Genomic DNA, 14668 nt, shown 5'->3' with positions numbered 1-14668 from the left:
CGGCTCCTCGCGAAAAATCGAGAGCGAAGCCTGAGAAAACGGTCACGACAGCTCCGGGACCACATCTTCTCTGCCGGAGGTCATCAGTGTCCGTGGACATCAGCAGCAGCCCGCCCGTCGGGAACGTACGCTCCGCCCTGACACCGGCCTCGCTCAAGCAGCTCAGGAGCGAGGTCGTCGGCTCAGTGGTACTTCCGGGCCGCCGCCGCTACGCGATGGTGAAGCGCGGATTCGAGGAGAGCGTCGTCCACCGCCCCGCACTCGTCGTCGTCGCGGGAGATCCCCATGACCTCGCGGCGGCAGTCCGGTACGCGGGCCGGCACGGCCTCGGCGTGGCGATCCAGGCCACGGGGCACGGCGCCTGCGTCCCCGCCGACGAGGGCGGCATCCTCGTCAACACCTCACGCCTGAGGAGGGTACGCGTCCACGCCGGTACCAGGACCGCGCACGTGGACGCCGGTGCGCGCTGGAGCGACGTCATCGACGCGGCCGCACCATGGGGACTGGTGCCTCTGAGCGGCTCCGCTCCCGACGTCGGAGCGATCTCCTACCTCCTGGGCGGCGGGCTCGGGCTGCTGTCCCGAAGCTTCGGAAGCGCCGGCGACCACGTCCACAGCTTCAGCGTCGTCACCGCCGACGGGCAGACCCAGGTGGCCTCCCGCCGCGACCTCCCAGGCCTCTTCTGGGGGCTCCGCGGCAGCAGGGGGAATCTCGGCGCCGTCACCTCCGCCGAGATCGACCTCTTCCCCGTCGACGACTTCTTCGGCGGCGGCCTGTTCTTCGACGGCAGCCACGCCCGGGCCTTCCTGAACGCCTACGCGCAGTGGACGTCGGGCGTTCCCGACGCCATGAGCACCTCCGTCTGCCTGAGGCGGATCCGCCGGTCGTCCCCCTGGGTGGCCGCGGCCCTTCGCGGCCGGTTCGTCGTCCACCTCCGCGTGGCCTACCCCGGAGCGGCGTCGGACGCCCGCGGCCTCCTCGCTCCGTTGCGGGACGCCGCGCCGCTGCTGCACGACACGACGGCACCCATGCCCTACCGCTTCTCGGGCCGTATCCACGCCGATCCCACCGAGCCGATGGCGACCGTCAGCCGCAGCATGCTGCTCAGCGAACTCGCGCCGGAGGCGATCGACGCCATCGAGAGACTGGCCGGCGCGGACGCCGAGGCTCCGTTCGTACTGGAACTTCGCCACATGGGAGGAGCACTGGCCCGCAGACCCCCGTGCGCGAGCGCCCTCGGACACCACCCGGACGCCGCCTTCAACCTCTTCACCGTCGCCCGTGTGACGCTGGACGCGGATGTCGAGCGCCTCAAGAGCCGCCAAGACGAATTGATCGAGGCTCTCCTTCCCTGGTCCGCCCGGGGCGTTCTTCCCAACTTCGTTGCCGGGCCGCACAGCGGCGAACGACTGCGCGGGGCCTACTCGACCGCCGCGTACGAGACGCTCCGGGCGCTCAAGGCGGAGTACGACCCCACGAACATGTTCCGGTACAACCCCAACATCGCCCCTAAGGCCCAGCTGTGAACGTCCCTGTCCTCTCCCCCGTTCCCGCCGGGCCGACCGTGGCCTGCGCCGGCCCGGCGGCCCGCTTCGTGATCGCGCGAACGCTCCGCCGCCTGCGTCACGACGCCCACCTGACCCAGAGCCAACTGGCCAGGGCTATCGGGGTCTCCCCGGCCACCGTTCATCGGTACGAGATGTGGCAGGACATCAGGAATTACACGAGAGACACCGTCCTGGCGCTCGCCGCCGTGTGCGGGGCGTCGCCGGCGGACCAGCGCTGCCTGGCGGAGCTCGTGGAGGGGCAGAACGACGGATGGTGGTCGCAGGCGGAGCTGCCGGCCCACCAGAGGCCCCTTCTCTCGTTCGAAGCCGCAGCCAGACACGTCCGTCTCTACTCCGGTGGAGTCGTCCCGGAACTCCTGCAGACGCGCCGGTACGCGCTGGCACTTCGCGGCGATCCGGGCCCGGGGCGTCCCTGCGCTCCGTGTGACGACGCCGACAGCGCGCGCCGTAGACGCCTCACAGTGCTCAGCCGCCGCTCCTTCCGGCTGGTCGTCGTCCTCGACGAAGGCGTGCTGCGCCGTGTGGTCGGCGGCCGGGAGGTCATGGTGGAGCAGTGCGACCGCCTGATGGCGCTCGCGTACACAGGCAACGTGGAACTGCGGATCCTCCCCTTCGGCGCCGGTGTCCAACCGACCGCGACGTGTGGCCCGTTCGAGATCGTCACCTGGGAGGACGCGTTCGACGCCCCTCGCTCCCAGGCGGTGGTGTACCAGCAGCACCTGCGAGGCGGTACGTACCTCGACGAGTGGGACGACATCGACGCCTACGAGAGGGCGTTCACCGAACTCAGGGCGCACGCGACCGATCACGCGACGACGACGCGCACGCTGGCGAGCGCACGCCAGCACTTCCGCAGACTCGTCGACGCGGCGGGCCGTCCGCAGGCGTCATAAGGAGACAAGTGGGCTCGCACATCGAACTCGCGAAGAGGACGGCGCTCTACTCCCCGTGCCGTCACCGCGTCGGGGCCGTGATCGCCGCCGGACCGCGGGTTCTGGCGACGCGTTCGAACAGTCGTCGCAATTCGCCCCGAGTGGACTTCCACCACGCCACCTTCCACGCGGAGGAGGCGGCGGTGCGGCGGGTGCGCAACCCGGCCGGGACGGTCATCTACGTGGCCAGGGTCAACGCGGCAGGCGAGCCGGTCATGGCACGCCCTTGCGAACGGTGCCAGCGGCTGCTGGCGGCCGTGGGTATCGTCGGCGCCTACTTCACCACGTGGGACGGGTCGGTCGACTACCTGGACATCGCCCGATCCCGGCGTGCGCCGGCCGTGGGCCGAACGGGCTCAGCGAGCCCAGCGCTCCGAGACCGTCGGTGAAACCTCGATCTTGTGGGCGTGGAACAGCCGTGCCACCGTGTCGATTTCCCCCGGGGGCAGGCCCGTCACGTCGGCCCTGCCCAGTCCGCCGAGGAGAGGAGGCTTCCTGGTGAGCTGCAGGGAGCCGCCGCAGACCCCGACTCCGGCAATCTTCTGTACTGCGGCGACCGTCTCGAAGGCGGGGTTGCGGCGGCCGACGACGATCCTGCCGAGGCTCTTGACCCAGAGCACTTCCAGACGCCCCCCGACCTTCAGGGACTTCAGAAGGTGACCGTTCTGCGCGTCGACCTCGCCCCAGTCGAGGCGCTGCAGAAGCCTCCGCGCGTTCTCGAGGGCCCGCTGGGCGCGCTGGGTCCTGCGCCGTTCAGCAGCTCCCGGCTCGTGGTCGCGGACGGGTGCGGCGCCCTGCCGGGCATGGGCGGGGTGCGGGGCGGAGGTGAAGGCGTAGTCGTCGTGGGCCGCCCCGCTGAGGCTGGGGGACTCGTAGAAGCCCTGTGTCGCTTGCTCCGTGGAGGCTTCCGTCGCGATGAGCCCGTGTGCGAGTTCCGGGGTGATGCGCCAGAACGCTTCCTCGATCTCCTGCCAGATCGCTTCCCGTGCCGACCGCGTCTCGAGATCGTGGCCGAGCTCCAGGTACCGTGCGAGGGACAGCTCGACCGTATGCCAGTTCCTCGCGAGGGAGTCCTGAGCACCTTCGGTCCACAGGACCTGGGGTTCCCTCAGCGCGTGATAGAGCAGATTCGTGACAGTGCCGGGGGAGGCGTCCGAACTCTCCTCCAGCGTGATGCTGACCACCCAGAGCACCTGCTCGTAGACGCCCCTGGTGAACGTGTCGAATTCGTCGTCAGTCACTGTTCACATCGCTCCTCGCGCTTTACCTGCCAATCTCCTGCACGGCCCCGGCCGGGTAAACGGCGACCCGAACCTCTTCGTGGGACAAAGTTTCTGCCCGTCCGGCTGCCCTTTGGTCCGTGCCGCTCCTGCGGACCCTCGAACAGGTCCCACCGTGGGGCCGCCGAATCCTCCTCGGACGGGGCGACGGGGCAGACCTGGGTGGCGAACGAATGGCACTTTCGGCCTCCCAGCAGGCCCTCACTCGGCACGGCCCAGGCCGCACGATAGGAGCCGCTGCTCGCGTGAGGACATCGATCAGCGCAGGCATCAGCGCCGATCACAGCTGGAGACGAGCACGCAGTGGATGTTTCGACGACTCTCTGGGTGGCGACCGTTCTCGGTCTGTCCGCCCTCATCGCGATCGACTTCCTCATCGGGCGCAAGCCCCATGACGTGTCGGTCAAGGAAGCCGGAATCTGGACCATCGTCTGGATCGCGCTCGCCGTCCTCTTCGGCCTGGAGCTGGCGATGTTCGGCAACGGCCAGGCGGCGGGGGAGTTCTTCGCCGGGTTCATCATCGAGAAGTCGCTGAGCGTCGACAACCTCTTCGTCTTCGTCCTGATCATGGCGAAGTTCTCGGTGCCCTCCCACCTCCAGCAGCGCGTGCTGCTCGTCGGTGTGCTGATCGCCCTGGTCCTGCGCGCGATCTTCATCGCCGCCGGCGCCACGATCATCGCCAGCTTCTCCTGGGTCTTCTACATCTTCGGCGCGTTCCTGATCTACACCGCCTGGAAGCTCATCCAGGAGGCGCGTGCCGGTGACGACGAGGACGAGTGGGAGGAGAACCGTCTCCTCAAGTCGGTCGAGAAGCGGTTCGGCGTCGCGGACAAGTACCACGGCACGAAGCTCTTCATCAAGGTCAACGGCAAGCGGGTGCTGACCCCGCTGATGGTCGTCATGCTGGCCATCGGCACCACCGACGTCCTCTTCGCCCTCGACTCGATCCCGGCGATCTTCGGCCTGACGCAGGACCCGTACATTGTCTTCACCGCCAACGCCTTCGCCCTGATGGGCCTGCGTCAGCTGTACTTCCTGATCGGCGGACTGCTCAAGAAGCTGGTCCACCTCAGCTACGGCCTGTCGGTGATCCTCGGCTTCATCGGTGTGAAGCTGGTGTTGCACGCACTGCACGAGTCCGGGGTCCACGTCCCCGAGATCTCCATCCCGTTCTCGCTCTCGGTCATCTGTGGAGTTCTGATCATCACCACGATCACCAGCCTCATCGCCTCGAAGAAGCAGGAGCGTTCATGAACGACGTCACGCACGTCCTGACCGTGCTCAATGACAGCGCGGAAGCCCGCGCCTGGGGACTGGCCGTCCTCCTCCTCGTCGGAGCCGCGGCTGCGGGGGCCTTCCGTCTCGGCACACGGCTGCGATGCCCGCGAGGGCGCACCGACGCGGTGGGGGAGCCCCGCCAGGGAGACACGACCACCATCTGAGGGCATGGCGTTCGTGAGCCGATCATGAGCATGGACCGATAGCGTGTCACTCAGAGTAACGTCCCGGAAGCGGGTCGGTGCGATCTATGCGTGCCGTACGGACGCGGGCTGGGATTCGGTGTGTCGAATTCGGCGAGGTCACGCGCTGTATGTGCGCGCACAGGCGCGATGCCCCGCTCCGTCCCGTGACCGTAAGGGCAGACGGTCGGGCGACCGCCCGGCCTCCCCTTCGGGCATGGTTACTCCTTGGTATTTCTTAAATTCTGCACAGACCGAGGTGGTCTACGGCGGGGTAACACCGACTTGGTGCATGAAGTCCCCGTCCCCGGCTATGGTTTCGCCCCCCTTCGAAAAGGGAGGCTGTTCGGGCAAAGCCGAGAACGGCCCTCGATCGGCAGGTGTACGGGGGCAGCGACCTTGGAAAGAGCAGGGGCACCCTATGTCAGTCGATCGCATCTTCGTTCACGTCAAGGCATCGGATCCCATCTCCGAGGCGGGGATCGCCGCCGCGCTGAAGGCCCGGGGCGAGATCTGGATCACCGAGGAACACCAGATCACTCCCGAGACCGTTGCCCTGATCGTCGCCGACGAGATGGACGAGGAGGCGCTCCGCCTCCTGCGCGCCGTCCGGAGCAAGGGGCTCGAGGACGCGGTGGTCGTGGTCTCCGAGCTGGACGATGTCGGTCTCATGATCGCCGTGGAGTCCGGGGTCGCGGGGCTCGTGCGGCGGCGGGAGGCCACGGCGGACCGGCTGGTGCAGGTCATCGGCTCCGTCAACCGCGGCGCGGGGGTGGTCCCCCCGGATCTCCTCGGCCGGCTGCTCAAGCAGGTCTCTCAGGTGCAGCGGCAGGTGCTCGCGCCGCGCGGCCTGCGCTTCAACGGACTCACCGAGCGCGAGGGCGAAGTGCTGAAGCTCGTCGCGGACGGCATGGACACTCGGGAGATCGCCGCCCACCTCTCGTACTCCGAGCGGACCGTGAAGAACACCCTCCACGACGTCACTCATCGGTTTCACCTGCGCAACCGCTCGCATGCCGTGGCCTATGCCATCCGAGAAGGCCTGATCTGAGGCCGTTCGCTATTCCTCGATCCGGCCTCGCGGCCGGACCACCCTGCGCTGGAGTGGCTCCCTGTCCGGCTCCGTGGCACCCAGACCGATGTCGACCTTCTCAGGTGACTGCTCCAGATCGGTGTCCGCGGACGCCTGCAGAGGAGCGATCACCTGGAGGTGCAGGACGGGGGAGGGCGGCAGAGCCGTACCCGCCCAGGGGAAGGGCACGGGGTCCGGCGGCGCCAGGATGAGGCGGACGGCTCCGGAGCGGAACTCGGTGAGCGACGCGTGCAGGCACTCATCGGGTATCGCGGAGTAGGTCGCGGCCCCGCGCATCACCTCGCCGAGAACGCGGTAGCACTCCTGCCAGCCAGGGGCCCACGAGGTCAATTGGTAGGAGTACTGAAGGATCCGCACGGGCTGCAGCCGTGCCACGACCTTGTTGGCTGAATCGCGGAGGTACATGCTGCCGCTCCGTCCATGTTCCTCCTCGCGCACGTCGTAGAGGAAGGCGCGGATCGCGCTCCCCGACGCCTGCTGGGGAAATTCGTTCGCGGGGGAGTCGAAGCAGAGGGCTGCCGTCGGCACAACACGGCGCAGCCAGGACTCCAGGGACAGCGTGACTGCATCCATCATCGGACCATCGTCGCTGTGGATGTCCACGAAACATCCGGCGAAAGGGCATGACGTGGCGCTGTCTCCCCTTCCCTTTCGTGCAGTCGGACGTGACTGAATGGATGTCTGACCGTCGCTCCACCGCTGGCGTTCCAACGGTAAGAATCGGCTGCATCGCACACGAAAGCGAGGCACGCGTGCCCAATTACCTGACCCCAGGTGTCTACGTAGAAGAGACATCCTCGGGAATCAAGCCGATCGAGGGTGTCGGTACCGCTACGGCGGCCTTTGTGGGATTCACTCAGAAGGGCCCCTTCAACGAACCCGTGCTGGTGACCAGTTGGACCCAGTTCACGAACGTCTTCGGTGACTTCGTTCCGGGTGCCTACCTGCCCCAGGCCGTATACGGCTACTTCCTCAACGGTGGCGGCAACGCGTACATCGTGAGCCTGGGAGCCGGGGTGACTCCTCAGAAGCCGCCGGCGGAGCTGGAGGCTTCCCCCCCGCCTCGCGCCGAACTGGCCGGCGTCGGGGGTGCGCGTCCCTCGCTGACGGTGGGACTGCGGGCCGAGGGAGCTTCCGCCAACGGCGGACCCGTCAGCGTCGAGGTGGAGGACGCCACCGACAGCGGCGACGACCTCTTCAAGCTGGTCGTACGCCGCGACGGCAAGGTGGAGGAGGTGTACGACAACGTCTCCACCAAGAAGGGTCCCGCCAACGTTCTCACGGCGGTCAAGCAGTCCCCCCTGATCACGCTCGAAGAGATCAAGGGTGCTGCTCTCGCCCGCCCGGCCAAGGGGGCAAAGGCAGCTCTGGCCCCGGTCCGTCCCGCGAACGTGCCTGCGGAGGCTCAGCCGGAGATCTCTCCCGGTCTGTACGTGGGCGACACCGCCGCACGCACCGGTCTCTCCGGCCTGGAGGCGATCGACGACATCACCATGGTCTCCGTGCCGGACCTCATGGCGGCGTATCAGCAGGGTGTCATCGACGCGGAAGGCGTCAAGGCGGTCCAGCTGGAGCTGATCGCGCACTGCGAGCTGATGGGCGACCGGGTCGCGATCCTGGACCCGCTGCCCGACCTCAACGCGCAGCAGGTCCGCGAGTGGCGTCAGGAGTACTCCAACTTCGACTCGAAGTACGCGGGCCTGTACTGGCCGTGGGTCAAGGTCATGAACCCGCTGGACAAGAAGGCGGAGTTCATCCCCCCGAGCGGCCACGTCGCCGGCGTATGGTCCCGCAACGACGACACACGGGGCGTCCACAAGGCACCGGCCAACGAGATCATGAGGGGCGTACTCTCCCCGGCGCTGGCCATCACCAAGGGTGAGCAGGCCATTCTCAACCCGATCGGCGTCAACTGCCTTCGTGCGTTCCCTGGCCAGGGCGTACGCATCTGGGGAGCGCGCACTCTCTCGAGCGACCCGGAATGGCGTTATCTCAACGTCAGGAGGCTCTTCAACTACGTGGAGAAGTCCCTCCTCGACGGCACCAACTGGGTGGTGTTCGAGCCGAACGACCCCTACCTCTGGGAAGGCGTCCGGCGCACCGTCACCGTATTCCTGACGCGAGTCTGGCGGAGCGGCGCGCTGTTCGGGCGCAGCCCGTCGGAGGCATTCTTCGTCCGCTGCAACGAAGAGAACAACCCGCCGGAGAACCGTGACGCCGGCATCCTGACGATCGACATCGGCATCGCGCCCGTAAAGCCTGCCGAGTTCGTCATCTTCCGACTCTCGCAGTACTCCCAGGGTTCTTCCCTCGACGAATAGCAGGAAAGGCTGAGAACTATGTCTGAAGCAAATAGCGGAGGCCCGGTCGCACTCGTTGCCGCTGGGTTCATGGTCTCGTTCGACGGAACCGCTCCCTCGTACTTCTCGGAGCTGTCCGGAATCACGAGCGAGATCGAGCCCGTCGAGTACATCGCCAGCAACGCCCGGGACGGAAACACCACGCTCACCAAGCAGTTCGGCAAGACGAAGCCCCCCACCGTCACGCTGAAGCGCGGCGTCGACGGTTCGGGAGCGCTGTTCGCATGGCATGTGATGGCGCGCGCGGGTGCCGCGGCCGCTCGTATGAGTGGGACCCTGTCGATCCTGGGTCACCCGAACTCGCCGGGCGACAGCAAGCCCGTCCTCGCCGCGTACATGCTGACAGGAGCCTGGCCGAGCAAGGTCGAGGTGGGCAACCTCAAGGCCGGCGCGTCCGAGGTCGTTCTCGAAAGTGTCACCTTCACCTGTGAGTCCATCCAGTCGGCGCCGCTGCCCGGTGGATCGTCGTGACGGACGCACATGTCACGGGCAGGGAGATGAAGACGGAATACCCGTTCGTTCTCCCTCGCGGATATGTCGATTCCGAAGGCCGCGTCCATCGCGAAGGTCTCATGCGTCTGGCGACAGCTCGCGACGAGATCGCCCCGCAGGTGGATCCGAAGGTTCAGCAGAACCCCGCCTACCTCACGGTTCTCCTGCTGAGCCGGACCGTCACCCGGCTGGGCTCCGTCACGAACGTGGGAACCGACACGATCGAGAACCTGTTCGCGTCGGATCTCGCGTTCCTCCAGGACCTGTACCGGCGCATCAACCAGGAAGGCAGGACCGAGGCAGAAGTGAACTGCCCGTCCTGCGACAACTCCTTCCTTGTCGATGTCGCCGGTGAGGCCTCGGGGGAATCCTGACGTATTCGGCCGACCGTCTCTGGGAGGAGGTCGTCTACGTCGCCTACTACCTGCACTGGCCCGCCGACTCGATTCTCGACCTGGAGCACCCAGCACGCCAAAGGGTGATCGAGGAGATCGGCCGGATCAACCTGAAAATCTCCGATCCCGACGGATCGGGTGACTGAATTCCCCCTGTGGACCCACGAAGAGGAGGCGATCATGCGGTGGCCGTGGAGGTCGGTACGCGCTCTGTTCCGCAGAGGGCGTGCCTTCGCGACGACATCTTCCGTGGGCACCAGGCGAGGACCTGCCTCGTGGCGGCGGCTGCCCGTCCTGCGCACGACGATCCATGCCACACCGTGGACCGTCGTCGCGACAGGGCGGGCAGGCACCGCCACGGCCGGTACGCGGTCGCTCATCCACCGGCCCGCTTCCCCGCGGCGAGCCGCCGCGCCGCGCGGCCGTGTGGACTCCCTCGTCAGCCGACCCGCGGCCACGCCCATCCCGCCCTCGTCATCGCGAGTCGCGGAGGACTTGCCCGGCGCGGAACCGCTCAGGCCCGCGTCGCACGACTCCGTGGTGCCGGAGAACGCCGAACCGGGGAACCTCGGCGTCGCTCTTCCACTCCGTCGCGTTCCGGTGGTCGGGCCGAGCACCGGTGCCAGCACCGACGCGGTGGCCGCACCGGAGGAAGCGCCTGTGCTCACCCGCGCCACCGATGACTACGTCGGCGAGCCTCAACCGGTGACACCGCCTCCGCCACGCTCCGAGTGGGACCGCCGACTCGACGAGTTCCGCACCCCCGAGTTGGTCGCGAAGCTTCAGGGTGTGGACGTACTGCCGTCGTTCGTCCGGGCCCGTATGGAGGAGTACCGTCCTCCCGGCGGGGCGCCGACCGTGCCCGTCGCACAGCCACAGAGCTTCCCTTCAGCCGCTCCTGCGTCGCCGGGCGCCCGCCGTGCCAATCTCGCCGAATCTCGGCGGCGGGGCCTTGCTCAGCGAACGAGGCGCCAGCCCGGGGCCGACGGAGAGCAGAGCACGGACACGGACGCACCGATGGCCGAGGTACAGCCGGCGGTTCAGGCCGACCTTGAGTTCCCTGCAATCGATTCGGTATCCGCCTCACAACGGCAGGCCGACGACGGGCCTGCTCCAGCCGGGTTCGCGCCCCCGTCAGATCCGGTGGCGGACGTGGTCCCGTCGGTCGACGATGGCGACACGCCGGGCGAGCAGGACGAGGCAGGCGACGAACACGACGTCCGGCCGTCCGACACCGGTTCGGCGGCCACGGCGCCTCTCTCGGTCCCCAGCTGGGAGGCCGCGTGGAGCCTGAGACAGGGGGAACAGTCCAGGCAGAGCATGCCCCACGTGCGCAACCACCCCTCTCGGCCGATGGACCGCTCCGCTCGCTCCTCGCGTCCTGCTGCTGCCGAAGGGTCCCAACTGCCGGAGCGGAGCCCTTCGCGTACAGCGGCCGAACCGGAATCCGACGCGCCGACGGAGGACGACACAGCGTCCTTCATCGGCCCGCCGCCCGTCTCCACGGACCGGGCGGATACTGGTGCTGCCGCACACCTCGCCGCCCCCACCTCCCTCGAGGGCTCCGTCCCAGAGCCCACTTCCGAGCCGGAGGACGGTCGGGACAGCTGGACGTCGTCCGGCCGCTCTCCGCATGTGCCGTCGGGAGCCGTGTCAGCCGGCAGCCCGGAACCCGTTCGCTCGGCCGACGACACCGTGACGGCGGACAGGGCGCCTGGCCCTGTAGCACCGGCCACCCATCCCGGGCACGGAGACGGCGAGCCCCTGGCCCCGGACCTCGGCCCGGCTCTTGCCCACGTGACGCCACACGCCCAGAGCGACGCAGGCGCGGCGGAGCCCCGATCGGCGGTCGATCCGGCTGACGGTCACCGCATCCCGCAAACGCCCGTCGCGGTTCCCTTGACCGCACCTGACGCGGCCGCGGATCCGGCAGATGCGTGGACGGCAACCGGGGCCGGAGCTGTCCTCGTCATGCCTCAGACCGTCACCGGGCCAGACACTGGCGGCACCTTTGAGGCCACCGACGGAGCCTTCGTCGAAGCGGCGGCGCCTCGGAGCCTTCCCGCGCGTGCCTTGACGGTCGTGGACACGCAGCATGTCGTCCAGCAGCGATACCCGGCCCTGCAGCACAGACGCCCCCACACCGTGGTCAGCGCCCTGATACCGGACCTCCAGCCGGCCATGGGCCCGGTCGCGATGCCCGTGATCACCGGAGCGGCTCCGCACCTGGCCTTCCCCACGCCTGTCACGAGGTCCCTTCCGGTCTCGACTGTGCCGTCAGCGGTCCCGGCCTTCGCGGACAGCGAGTACGTCGCGCCGCCCGAGGCCGCCGCTGAGACCGGAGGCCCCGCGGTGACGGCCGAGCCGAGCGAGGACTGGGCCGTAGCAGGGTCCGTGCCGGCACTACGCCTGGTGCATTCCGTACCGTCGATTTCGGACGCGGCGCCACAGTCCTCGGCCGACGGTTCCCGCAGGACGGCCGGTGCGCTGTTCGCCGTCCCTCAGTACGTCGCTCCGCCTCTCGCAGGAGCGACGCTCGGCTCCCCGCCGTCCGGCGATACCACGGTTACGGGCCTCGGCCCTTCCGCGGAGCCCGGGGTCTTCGGTGAAGACGAACTGGTGTCCGCGGAGCGCATGGCCGAGGTCGTGCAGCTGGCGGCTGTCGGAAGCGAACTGGCTCCGTCGGCTCCCGCCGCCGGCGCGGCTCCGGCCGGTCCGCACGAGCGAGCGGGGCTGAGGTGGTTCGGCGCGGTCGACACCCATCTTCCTCTCCACCATGTCAGCGCCGCGGTCACGAGACCGGGGGAGGGGAAGGACGAGGCCGGCTCACCGGCGTCGGCCATGACGTGGACCCCCGGTCCGCCGGAGGTGTCGAACGTGCTGTCGGCCTCGGGCGGTGAGGCGGGCTTCGACGGCGGAACCCAGCCTGGAGCGGGCACGGTGAGCTTCTCCGCCGGGGGCGGGGGGGATCTCCCACCCGCGGGGTTCGCATTCGGCGGTGGCCCACCGGGCGGCACGGGCGGCAGGGGCGAAGGCCCACTCGACCAGTCAGCGGAGTTGGCTGCGCTCCTCTCCGCGCTGCCGGACAGCCGCCTGACCCTCGCTCATCTCCTCGACGAGCCGGCCGTTCTCGACAGACTGGCCGGCCGACTCTACGACCGCATCCTCGCGCACGTCCGGCGGGAACTCGTCGTGGAACGCGAGCGACACGGCCTTTTGACCCCACGTGGCTGACACGTACTGCAACCCCCGGCCCGGTCCAGTTTTCGGAAGAGAGAGTCAATGCAGCTCAAGAAGGCGGTGAGCAGCGCCAGCAAGTGGAGCGACGCGCTCTTCGGCTCCGTGGCGATGGCGCACACCTTTACTGTGGCCATCGACCGGTGCCAGTACCAACTGGGGGACTGGTCCAGTGCTTCCGGCCTGTCCGTGAACTGGCAGGTGTGCGAGTACCGATCGGGTGACCGCTGGAACCATCCGCTGATCTATCCCAGCGTCCCCAAATACCAGCGGATAAAGCTTTCTCGGGCCGCTTGTGGCGACTCTCTGGTGGTCCAGGAATGGCTCAGCGAGACCGCGGTGCGGGGCGAGCCGCTCACCGGTGCGGTGGGTCTCGTGAACTGGATGGGCGACGCGATGTGGTGGGAGCTGCGGGAGTTCTTCCCGGCTGCCTGGAACATTAATGAGTTCAACGCGGGTCAGGGCAAGGTGGCGATCGAGACCCTGGAAATCGTCCATTCAGGTTTTGTGGACGATGAGTTCGCGCCGCACAATCCTGGCCCCCAGCTGCCCGACATGTACTGACAGCAGTACATCGAGCACAGCAGCCCCGACATCCGCATCGCACCGAGGAACCGAGATGACACAGAAACTGCCGGGTATGAGCTGGACCCATCCGGCCCAGTCCCTGTCTCCTTCCGGGTTGGCCAAGCAGGCCATGGCCTCGTTCAACGGCCGTCCCCAACGCCGCGCTCCGGCGGACTACCCGCGCGCCGGCCTCGCCATGCGCTTCCACGTCGCTCTGGACGACTGGGGCACCGACCTCGGCCTGTGGTCCAGCTGCCGCGGTCTCCAGGTGCAGTTCACCGCGAAGGAGATAGCCCAGGGCGGCGAGTACTTCGACCGCGACCTGCTCCCGGACCGTATCAGGTACTCCGCTGTCACCCTGGAACGGGTCATGACTCAGACGGATTCCCCCAAGGTCCAGGAGTGGCTGGCGAACGTGGCGATGCGTTGGACCGGCTACGAATTCGACGGCGAGGGCGATCGGGCGCAGTACGCGGGTCAGAGCGTGACGATCAGGCTCTTCGACCACCGGGGACGGGTCGTCAGCCGGTGGGTGTTGAAGAACGCGATGCCGAAGGAGTGGGTGGGGCCCGACCTGAACGCGCAGAGCAACTCGGTGGCGACCGAGAAGATCTCCTTCGAGCACTCTGGATTCCTGCAGTCGGAGCCTTCCATGACCGCCCTGGAGGGTAACCAGTGACCAGTGCACCCATGAATTCCATGACGCGACTCGTCGCCAAGGCGAGGCTGTCGGGCGGGGGGAAAAATCTCGATTTCGAGTACAACCCGTCCGAGATCAGTATTTCACACAATGCCGAAGGCCTTTCGGACCCGATGGGTGCGAAAAAGGGTGATGACGATCGGAACGCGTGGAGTGCCTTGGCGACTCGGGGCTCGACCAGGCTCATATTGTCCCCTCTCACATTTACTGGAGACGGATGTCAACCGGTGGTCAAGCTGCTCATGGACTGGGTTGCTCAGAAAGTCTTCGACGGTGAATCGAAATCTCGCCGGGAGATTCTCGAATTCAAGTGGGGGGCGGTGGGAAAGGGGTTTCACTACGAGGTCGAACTCGTGCGTTTCGACTGTACCTACACACGCTTCACCAGGGAGGGGCGGCCCATCAGAGCGGAGGTTCGGAATGTCACCCTCAATGTGCTCGGGGACGCACATGGGGGCGGGCCCGGTGCCCCGTCCGGGGCGGTGATCGACGCGCATCGCGGAGCGGAGCGGGTTCCCGCAGGTATGGACTCTGCCATCGGTCCCAACAGCGACCCGGTGCGCAGCATGCTCGGGGGTGGCTGA

At 67.8% G+C, this 14668-nt stretch carries 16 protein-coding genes; 14 read left to right on the top strand and 2 right to left on the bottom strand.

Going from position 1 to position 14668, the window contains the following annotated elements:
* Positions 1-92: 92 nt before the first annotated feature.
* The 3 genes from AB0E14_RS26680 to AB0E14_RS26670 are packed head-to-tail and all read left to right on the top strand — an operon-like array spanning position 93 to position 2889.
* The gene (locus AB0E14_RS26680) at positions 93-1526 is read left to right on the top strand and encodes an FAD-binding oxidoreductase (protein WP_362423142.1); all 1434 of its coding nucleotides are present in this window, start codon (positions 93-95) and stop codon (positions 1524-1526) included.
* Positions 1523-2461, top strand: a complete 939-nt coding sequence (locus AB0E14_RS26675; RefSeq protein WP_362423138.1) for a helix-turn-helix transcriptional regulator — start codon at positions 1523-1525, stop codon at positions 2459-2461. The genes AB0E14_RS26680 and AB0E14_RS26675 overlap by 4 nt, the downstream gene beginning before the upstream one ends.
* Before the next feature lie 8 nt (positions 2462-2469).
* The gene (locus AB0E14_RS26670) at positions 2470-2889 is read left to right on the top strand and encodes a hypothetical protein (protein WP_362423135.1); all 420 of its coding nucleotides are present in this window, start codon (positions 2470-2472) and stop codon (positions 2887-2889) included.
* On the opposite strand, the gene AB0E14_RS26665 is transcribed toward AB0E14_RS26670, so the two are convergent.
* Positions 2857-3741: a hypothetical protein gene (locus AB0E14_RS26665; RefSeq protein WP_362423132.1), complete on the bottom strand. Its 885-nt coding sequence runs from the start codon at positions 3739-3741 to the stop codon at positions 2857-2859. The two genes, AB0E14_RS26670 and AB0E14_RS26665, sit on opposite strands and share 33 nt — an antisense overlap.
* A gap of 342 nt (positions 3742-4083) precedes the next feature.
* Between AB0E14_RS26665 and AB0E14_RS26660 the strand changes: the two genes are divergently transcribed.
* The 3 genes from AB0E14_RS26660 (at position 4084) to AB0E14_RS26650 (ending at position 6291) form a co-directional block, all read left to right on the top strand.
* Positions 4084-5034, top strand: a complete 951-nt coding sequence (locus tag AB0E14_RS26660; RefSeq protein ID WP_362423129.1) for a TerC family protein — start codon at positions 4084-4086, stop codon at positions 5032-5034.
* Positions 5031-5222: a hypothetical protein gene (locus AB0E14_RS26655; protein ID WP_362423126.1), complete on the top strand. Its 192-nt coding sequence runs from the start codon at positions 5031-5033 to the stop codon at positions 5220-5222. The genes AB0E14_RS26660 and AB0E14_RS26655 overlap by 4 nt, the downstream gene beginning before the upstream one ends.
* Before the next feature lie 439 nt (positions 5223-5661).
* The gene (locus tag AB0E14_RS26650; RefSeq protein ID WP_362423123.1) at positions 5662-6291 is read left to right on the top strand and encodes a response regulator transcription factor; all 630 of its coding nucleotides are present in this window, start codon (positions 5662-5664) and stop codon (positions 6289-6291) included.
* A 9-nt stretch (positions 6292-6300) separates the two neighbouring features.
* Here AB0E14_RS26650 and AB0E14_RS26645 read toward each other — a convergent pair whose 3' ends face one another.
* Positions 6301-6909 (bottom strand): Pvc16 family protein, encoded by a 609-nt coding sequence (locus tag AB0E14_RS26645; protein ID WP_362423120.1) that lies wholly within the window; start codon positions 6907-6909, stop codon positions 6301-6303.
* A gap of 176 nt (positions 6910-7085) precedes the next feature.
* Here AB0E14_RS26645 and AB0E14_RS26640 point away from each other — a divergent pair, with 176 nt between their 5' ends.
* The 8 genes from AB0E14_RS26640 to AB0E14_RS26605 all read left to right on the top strand — a co-directional run bounded on the left by AB0E14_RS26640 (position 7086) and on the right by AB0E14_RS26605 (position 14668).
* Complete coding sequence (locus AB0E14_RS26640) at positions 7086-8654, top strand: phage tail sheath subtilisin-like domain-containing protein (protein WP_362423218.1); 1569 nt, start codon at positions 7086-7088, stop codon at positions 8652-8654.
* A 69-nt stretch (positions 8655-8723) separates the two neighbouring features.
* Positions 8724-9164: a phage tail protein gene (locus AB0E14_RS26635; RefSeq protein WP_362423117.1), complete on the top strand. Its 441-nt coding sequence runs from the start codon at positions 8724-8726 to the stop codon at positions 9162-9164.
* 26 nt (positions 9165-9190) lie between these two features.
* Positions 9191-9559 (top strand): hypothetical protein, encoded by a 369-nt coding sequence (locus AB0E14_RS26630; RefSeq protein ID WP_362423114.1) that lies wholly within the window; start codon positions 9191-9193, stop codon positions 9557-9559.
* Entirely contained in the window at positions 9556-9726 is a 171-nt protein-coding gene (locus AB0E14_RS26625; RefSeq protein WP_362423215.1) for a DUF6760 family protein, read from the top strand. The genes AB0E14_RS26630 and AB0E14_RS26625 overlap by 4 nt, the downstream gene beginning before the upstream one ends.
* A gap of 2206 nt (positions 9727-11932) precedes the next feature.
* Positions 11933-12814, top strand: a complete 882-nt coding sequence (locus AB0E14_RS26620) for a hypothetical protein (protein ID WP_362423110.1) — start codon at positions 11933-11935, stop codon at positions 12812-12814.
* Between the two features lie 48 nt (positions 12815-12862).
* Positions 12863-13381 (top strand): phage tail protein, encoded by a 519-nt coding sequence (locus AB0E14_RS26615; protein WP_362423107.1) that lies wholly within the window; start codon positions 12863-12865, stop codon positions 13379-13381.
* Positions 13382-13436: 55 nt separating this feature from the next.
* Positions 13437-14063 (top strand): phage tail protein, encoded by a 627-nt coding sequence (locus AB0E14_RS26610; RefSeq protein WP_362423104.1) that lies wholly within the window; start codon positions 13437-13439, stop codon positions 14061-14063.
* A 20-nt stretch (positions 14064-14083) separates the two neighbouring features.
* Complete coding sequence (locus tag AB0E14_RS26605; protein ID WP_362423101.1) at positions 14084-14668, top strand: hypothetical protein; 585 nt, start codon at positions 14084-14086, stop codon at positions 14666-14668.

Source organism: Streptomyces sp. NPDC047981 (assembly GCF_040653315.1).
Lineage (GTDB): Bacteria > Actinomycetota > Actinomycetes > Streptomycetales > Streptomycetaceae > Streptomyces.
Note: the sequence above shows the minus strand (reverse complement) of the source record. Positions and strands in the feature narration are given on the sequence as shown.